Origin of the sequence: Pseudomonas sp. (assembly GCF_049645325.1) — a bacterium.
Classification (GTDB): Bacteria; Pseudomonadota; Gammaproteobacteria; order Pseudomonadales; family Pseudomonadaceae; genus Aquipseudomonas.
Window position 1 is genome coordinate 1 of the sequence record NZ_JBARTQ010000701.1, and the last position, 6,342, is coordinate 6,342.

Below are 6,342 nucleotides of genomic sequence, written 5' to 3' on the forward strand. Positions count from 1 at the left end.
CTGAACCAAGCGCGGCAGTCAGCATGATCAGCAACCACCTAAGCCTGGTCGAGGCACTGCGCCCGGCCTCGGATGAACTGGCCGCCCAGGTAGAGCAGTACCTGGCGGCCGGCGGCCAGATCGAAGAAGCGGCGCCCATCGGCTACAAGCCAAAGCCCATCACCTACAGCAACCAGATGCCGCCGGCGCCGAAGCCGTTTGTCCGGCGGCGGGTTGAAGCTTGCCCACCACTGAAGGCCGATCCCATAGACCCCAGAGCTGAAAGGCGAGCCAAGCAGGCAGAACAAGCGAAAGCCCTAGCCGCCACGCACACGCAGACCGAAGCGTGTTTCGCCTTAGGTATGACGAGCAAAACCGTAAAGGGTCTGGCAAAGGACTTCGGCTTTACCTTCAAGCGCTCAACGCACGGCGGGTACAACGGCCCGGAGCGGAAAAAGGAAATTGCTGCGCGCGATGCCAAGTTCGCCGAGCGAATCAAGGCTTTCAAGGAGCTTGGATTATCGCGGCGAGTGGTTTGCGGAAAGCTTGCGATATCGAACAGGACCCTGGACCGCATTCTGATCGAGTACGGCATCGACTATCCGAAATTACGACTTGGAAGCCGAGCATGCGCCGCATAGCACGCATCCAGCAACGCAAACGTCAAACCTGGCTCGCACTGCCGGCCAGCGGAATAGAAGAGGTAGGCCATGGCTGCCGAACAGAAGGAACGCACAGCCAAGCTTGCCGAGAAACGGCAGGAACTGGGCGAGCAGGAATTACGACACACGGTCCCGTACGGTACACGGCAGATGCTCGGCGAGTTGATGCTCTGGCATGAGATCGAGGAAGTCAGCGAGGCGGTGCAACTGCTGGTACTGAATGGCCGGGCCGAGGATCTGCCGCCGGCGCCGCCGAAGGTCAAAGGGCCGTCCGACATCATCCGCCACTACTTCCGGCAGGCCATGCGAGACCGCTTGGCGGCGCTCTCCGCCGAACTGGGCGAGACGAAGGATCGGGCGGCCATCTGGCGCCTGATCGCGCATGCCCACTCGCTGGGTTTCGAGAAGTCAGCGCCACTCTTCGAAATTAAGCGCCACGGTTATGAGATAACCGAAAACGTGGCGCGCAAATTACGTCAAGCAGGCTTTGCCGAATCGCTGCAGATGAACGCCGAAGACAACGGCGACGAATAACCCACCCTACTCGCTGCATCCGGTAACCGGAGGGCGGCGCCTGACTGGAGATAACCCATGAGCAACATTCCTCCGCGCCCGAAGGCTGATAAAGCAATGATTCTCGCGGCTTGCACCGTTGTTGCTGAAAAGATCAATGGGGACGCCGACACCATCGCCCAGCACTACCGCCGCCACATGGACGGTTTTGAGCTGGCAAAGGAGCTAGATAAGTATGCGTCCTGGGACACTACGCGGGATGACATGGAAGCGCTGGACGAGGTCGACTATCTCGTAGATCGGGCCGAGGACCTGGCGGTTAAAGCGTGGGCTGAAGAGTTCAAGCCCGAGCCGCCGCTACCTATTGGCACCAGGATAAAACAAGGCGTGATCACGCGGATCTACGAGCACACCCCGGCCATGTACTGCGTCAAAGAAGACGGCTGCACCAACGACACCCGCAGCCTGCTGATCAAGTTCGAAGACGCCGTAGCCGCCTGATCCGGCTCCATGCCGGTCACCCGTAATACCCCATATCAAACAATCTCGCCAGCCGGCGAGGCATGCGCACGCTTGGAGATAACCCATGAGCACCTTCGCAGTGTTTGGAATGACCCTTGATGTCGCCATGGCCGAGGCCAGGAAGACCGTCAAAACCACCCGACCCGACCCAAAGCGCCCCGGCCACAAGATAGAGCTTTCGGTCGAAGATTGGCTGCTGAAGGTTGCCCAGAAGGCCGAACAGATCATGGGGGGGGCAGGGTGAAGCAGCTCAGTCCACTCTTCGACGCACCGCAGTATGCAGAGCACTTCATTGAGTTGGCGCGCAAGGGCAGTAAGTGCCGCGATATGCGGATAAAGGCCAAGCGCACGCTGGTCGACGCCCAAGGCGAGCCGATCATCAACCCGAAGACGAAGGCGCCAAAGGCAGGCTTTTCGGAGTGGCCTCCAGAGCAGGAGCAACAATCGGCTTAGACTTATCGGGAGCTGGTTTATTGTCTTGGATTGGAAGAACAAAGACCGCAGCTACCGCCGCCAACGTAAAAAACAGTGATAGTTTTTTAAGGATGCTGTAAGCAGGCTCCCCTTTTTTTACTCGCTTCCATTCCGACTTCAATATTTTCTGAGCGCAATTAACAACGCCTTCGACCGCCTCATCGATTTCTTCGCGCGATGATGGGATTCCCGTCCGAAAAACACCGAGAAAAGAAAGAATCTCGCTGTGCTCATCTGGGTTTAGTCGCAATCGAATTCTATTAATCAGGGACTCCATCTTCGCAAAGTCGTCATGTCGCGCAAGCAAATAAGACTCGGCATCTTCCCCTCGGCGTAGCTTCGCATTAGTTACGGCTGCCATAGCCCCTGCAAGACCTGCGAAATCCGCAACATCGGCTCTCAGCCCATCAATCCACGCTTGCCGAAACTCGGACGTCTTTTGATCTTTTGCCAAAACAGTAACGACGAAAGAAATAAGCCCTGCAACAAGTGCTGCGGCTATGGCTCCCGGTATGGGCCAGATTGCATTGATGAAATTCATGTACTGCTCCTTTTGGAGAGAGCATCGCACCCCATGGCGCAGATTGCATTAGCAGAAAGAAACTACTGAATTCATTCAACAGCCCGGGCATGGCCCGGCAAGGACTCCCCGTGAAACGAATTTACCTCAGCGGGCCCATGAGCGGCTTGCCAGGGCTGAACTTCTCCACCTTCCACAGCATGACCGCCAGCCTGCGCGCAGGCGGCCACACCGTCACCAACCCCGCCGAACTCAACCCCGACGGCGGCACCTGGAACGACTGCATGCGCCGCGACATTGCCGCCCTGATGGACTGCGACACCGTGGCCACCCTGCCCGGCTGGGAGCATTCAAAGGGCGCCCGCCTGGAAGTCCTGATCGCCGAACGCCTCGGCATGACGGTTGTGAATGCCCATGATCTGGTAACGAGGGAGGCTGTATGAGTGAAGTGAAGAAGTGGTACATCGGGGAGTTCGGAGGGGAGGCACAAGCAAGGCCTTGCTCTCCTGCAGAATTCGAGATCATCCATGCCAGCGAGGGCCGGTACTTTGTTCTCGCTGAAAACTACGACAGCGCCGTGCAATGCTTTCTTACTGCTGCTGAGGGTTGCGTTGCTGCCGAGCGCCGCGAGCGAGCCCTGCAACAGCGCCTGACCGCAGCGGATGAGCGGGCGGATGTGCTTGAAGGGGCGCTACGCACTTCGCTGCTCGCAATGAAGCGAATTTATCAGGCCGGGTATGACCGCATCATCGAAGCGGGCGGAACATGTGACACGCCTGAGTACATGATGGCCCACGACCCGACGACGCGGGAGCTGCGCGGCCTGCTGGTTGCGAAACCTGAAACCGTGGCGGGCCATCACCCTGCATGCCGGGCCGTTGATGACTACAAGCCCGGCGAGTGCAGTCACAGCTGCAAGCCAGCCGCCAAGCTTCAGGGCGAGCCGGCGGCGCTCCACCCTGACGCAATCATTGAGGGCGTGATGACATCTGCTGGCATAAGCCATGCGATCTACGCAAGCACCGTATCGCTCAAGCATGGCGAGCAGGTGAAGCTCTACGCCGAGCAGCCCGCGCCGGTATCGGTGGTGCTGCCTGAGCGTAGGACTCAGGACGGTTGGCAGTCGCTGACATCGCAGGACCTGGGCTGGAACGCCTGCCTCGACGAGCTGAAACGCCTCAACCCCTCTCTGTAACCCCTCCCCCTTCAAAGTCAGCCGCTATAGCGGCAAGGACGATCTCGACCATGGAAAAGATAAAACTCGGCCCGGACCATTATCGCTACGTCGACGAGCTCGACCCGAAAGGCCTGGAAGTCACCTGCAAAACGTACGTGGTTATCGGCGAAACCGAGCAATGCTGGTACATCGTGGACGAATTCCACAACAACCTCTTCGGCGGCTCGCAACGTGAATCCCTGCTGAGGCAGTACCGCAAGCGGGTGCTGAAGGAAGGTGGTGAGCACGGGCGCCGGTTCGCCTATACCGAAAAATCCCTAGCACTGCGCTCGTACAAACAGCGCAAGTCCTGGCAGATGCGCCATGCCGAACTTGCGCTTGAGCGTGCTAAGGCTGCCATAGGTTATTTCGGTGATGCCAGAATCGAAAATACCGTACCGCCTGACGTCCTGGTGGTTCCGTGCGAATACATTCAGGCCATGAACTGGAGCGAATGCTGATGACCGACCACACCGAACTGAAACGGCTGGCTGAGGATGCAGACCGCCAAATGCCAAGCCCTTGGTTTGTGCACCGCGACGGTATGGGGTCGGAGTTCCCGCCGCACCCTGAGCAAAACTACGGGATTGACGACGCGCGAGGCTGGGCGGTTGCTTGGCATGGTGTGGGGCGCAATAGCGGCATATGGCTTGAGGAGGTGGCCGAATTCATAGCTGCCGCGAACCCGGGCGCTATCCGCGCACTGATCATCGAAAACGAAGCGCTTCGCAAGGAGCGCGACAGCCTGCGCGAAGACCGGGACGGCCTGCTAGAAGCAGGAGCACACCTACTATGACCGCCACCCTCTGGTTCGCCTACGTGTTCATCTACAAGGGGCCGAGGCCATGAAACAGCATCGCGTTTTGATCGGCGACTGCATTGAGTCGATGCGGACGCTGCCAGACAACAGTATTGACAGCGTGGTCACCGATCCGCCCTACGGTATTCGCTTCATGGGCAAGAGCTGGGATGGCCAAGACATCGAGGCTCGAGCCGCTTACCGCGCCAGCATGCCTTCACACGCTTCGGCCTGCGGCCCGAATGGAGGTCACAGGTCAGTGGCCGCAGAGGCCGGCAAGTATGACCTGACTCCCGAAGGCATGCGTGCCTTCCAGGCCTTCACGCTGGAGTGGGCAACCGAATGCATTCGAGTACTCAAGCCTGGTGGGCACCTGCTGTCTTTCGCTGCTGCGCGAACTTACCACCACATGGCGGTCGGCATTGAAATGGCCGGGTTTGAGATCCGTGATCAGATTATGTGGGTGTTCGGCAGTGGCTTCCCTAAATCGCACAACCTCAAGGGCGAGCATCAAGGCTGGGGCACCGCGCTGAAGCCTGCGCATGAGCCAATCTGTGTGGCACGCAAGCCGTTCAGCGGGACCGTGGCGAAGAATATGGGCAGGTGGGGAACCGGCGGCCTGAATATCGACGGTTGCCGCGTATCGGCCTTAGATGCCGAAGCCCTCGCAAAAAACTGGGACCGGAACACCACCGTCGACATGCGCGGCGGGCGGTTCGTCGGCGGGAAATCTGGCTCAATCGCGATGACGGCCGAGGCATCAGCGCTCGGCCGCTGGCCTGCGAACCTGATTCACGATGGCAGCGCCGAGGTGATGGCCTTGTTCCCATCACAGGCAGGTGCAGCGGCACCGGTAACGGGTACCGAGCCGAGCGCGGCGAGCGCTGGCTTGATCACTGGCCACCGTGATCGCGTAGCTGGGGCATTCCACAACGATAGCGGAAGCGCCGCCAGGTTCTTCTACTGCGCCAAGACCAGTCGCACCGACAGGCACGAAGGAATGAGCAATCCCGGCCCCCAGTTCAAAATGGGCACCACACTGCGCAAAGTTCAGACCACGGACACGAAAGGCAATAACCACCCCACCGTCAAGCCAACGGACCTGATGGCGTACCTATGCCGCCTGGTGACCCCGGCCGGCGGCGTAGTGCTGGATCCGTTCATGGGCAGCGGCAGCACCGGCAAAGCCGCAATGCGCGAGGGCTTCGAGTTCATCGGCTGCGAGATTGACGAGCAGTACGCGGCGATCGCCCGGGCGCGCATCGAATTCGAAGTACTCCGGCAGCAAGAGCAGAAGGTCGAATCCGACCAACTCGACCTATTCGCAACAGCCTAACCCCAATCCCCCTACATGCCTGCCGGTGAGCGGGGTCAAGGCAACTGGCTGTCGATCCAGCGCTCAGCAGCGGTCATCGCTTCATCAAGTGCAGCCGGATAGTCCGGCCACGGCCCTTCCAGCTCGGCAGCGACTTCGCCCAGGCCATGGATCGGCGCCGGCTCGATGATCTTCGCGGCGACCGGTGCTTTGTCGTTAGGGCGCCGCCAGACGAATTTGAGAAACATCGTTTGGCCCCGGTACGCGTGCGCAATCGGAACATCTAGTTGGTGAGGCACGCGCCCTCCTGGCGACTGGGTGGGATGAATACCTGTTTTACAC

General features: G+C 59.6%; 11 protein-coding genes. 9 read left to right on the forward strand and 2 right to left on the reverse strand.

Going from position 1 to position 6,342, the window contains the following annotated elements:
• The 4 genes from WBB95_RS29895 to WBB95_RS29910 form a co-directional block, all read left to right on the forward strand.
• Nucleotides 1–620: hypothetical protein (locus WBB95_RS29895; protein ID WP_424490863.1), on the forward strand; the 620-nt coding region annotated here is incomplete at its 5' end.
• A 69-nt stretch (nt 621–689) separates the two neighbouring features.
• Nucleotides 690–1,175, forward strand: coding sequence for a hypothetical protein (locus WBB95_RS29900; RefSeq protein WP_424490864.1), 486 nt, complete (start codon nt 690–692; stop codon nt 1,173–1,175).
• A gap of 57 nt (nt 1,176–1,232) precedes the next feature.
• Nucleotides 1,233–1,655: a hypothetical protein gene (locus tag WBB95_RS29905; RefSeq protein ID WP_424490865.1), complete on the forward strand. Its 423-nt coding sequence runs from the start codon at nt 1,233–1,235 to the stop codon at nt 1,653–1,655.
• Nucleotides 1,656–1,740: 85 nt separating this feature from the next.
• A complete protein-coding gene (locus WBB95_RS29910; protein ID WP_424490866.1) occupies nt 1,741–1,920 on the forward strand; it encodes a hypothetical protein in 180 nt (59 codons plus the stop codon).
• Nucleotides 1,921–2,055: 135 nt separating this feature from the next.
• Here the strand turns inward: WBB95_RS29910 and WBB95_RS29915 are convergent, their stop codons facing one another.
• On the reverse strand, nt 2,056–2,691 hold the full coding sequence (locus tag WBB95_RS29915; RefSeq protein ID WP_424490867.1) for a hypothetical protein: 636 nt from the start codon (nt 2,689–2,691) through the stop codon (nt 2,056–2,058).
• Between the two features lie 110 nt (nt 2,692–2,801).
• Between WBB95_RS29915 and WBB95_RS29920 the strand changes: the two genes are divergently transcribed.
• From WBB95_RS29920 to WBB95_RS29940, 5 genes are read left to right on the forward strand one after another with little or no spacing between them, the layout of a single operon-like run.
• Nucleotides 2,802–3,113: a DUF4406 domain-containing protein gene (locus WBB95_RS29920; RefSeq protein WP_424490868.1), complete on the forward strand. Its 312-nt coding sequence runs from the start codon at nt 2,802–2,804 to the stop codon at nt 3,111–3,113.
• A complete protein-coding gene (locus WBB95_RS29925; protein ID WP_424490869.1) occupies nt 3,110–3,865 on the forward strand; it encodes a hypothetical protein in 756 nt (251 codons plus the stop codon). The genes WBB95_RS29920 and WBB95_RS29925 overlap by 4 nt, the downstream gene beginning before the upstream one ends.
• Nucleotides 3,866–3,915: 50 nt before the next feature.
• Complete coding sequence (locus WBB95_RS29930) at nt 3,916–4,347, forward strand: hypothetical protein (protein ID WP_424490870.1); 432 nt, start codon at nt 3,916–3,918, stop codon at nt 4,345–4,347.
• Complete coding sequence (locus tag WBB95_RS29935) at nt 4,347–4,682, forward strand: hypothetical protein (protein ID WP_424490871.1); 336 nt, start codon at nt 4,347–4,349, stop codon at nt 4,680–4,682. Before WBB95_RS29930 ends, WBB95_RS29935 begins: the two co-directional genes overlap by 1 nt.
• Before the next feature lie 49 nt (nt 4,683–4,731).
• Nucleotides 4,732–6,021, forward strand: coding sequence for a DNA-methyltransferase (locus tag WBB95_RS29940; RefSeq protein ID WP_424490872.1), 1,290 nt, complete (start codon nt 4,732–4,734; stop codon nt 6,019–6,021).
• 35 nt (nt 6,022–6,056) lie between these two features.
• On the opposite strand, the gene WBB95_RS29945 is transcribed toward WBB95_RS29940, so the two are convergent.
• Nucleotides 6,057–6,248: a hypothetical protein gene (locus WBB95_RS29945; protein ID WP_424490873.1), complete on the reverse strand. Its 192-nt coding sequence runs from the start codon at nt 6,246–6,248 to the stop codon at nt 6,057–6,059.
• Between the last annotated feature and the right edge of the window lie 94 nt (nt 6,249–6,342).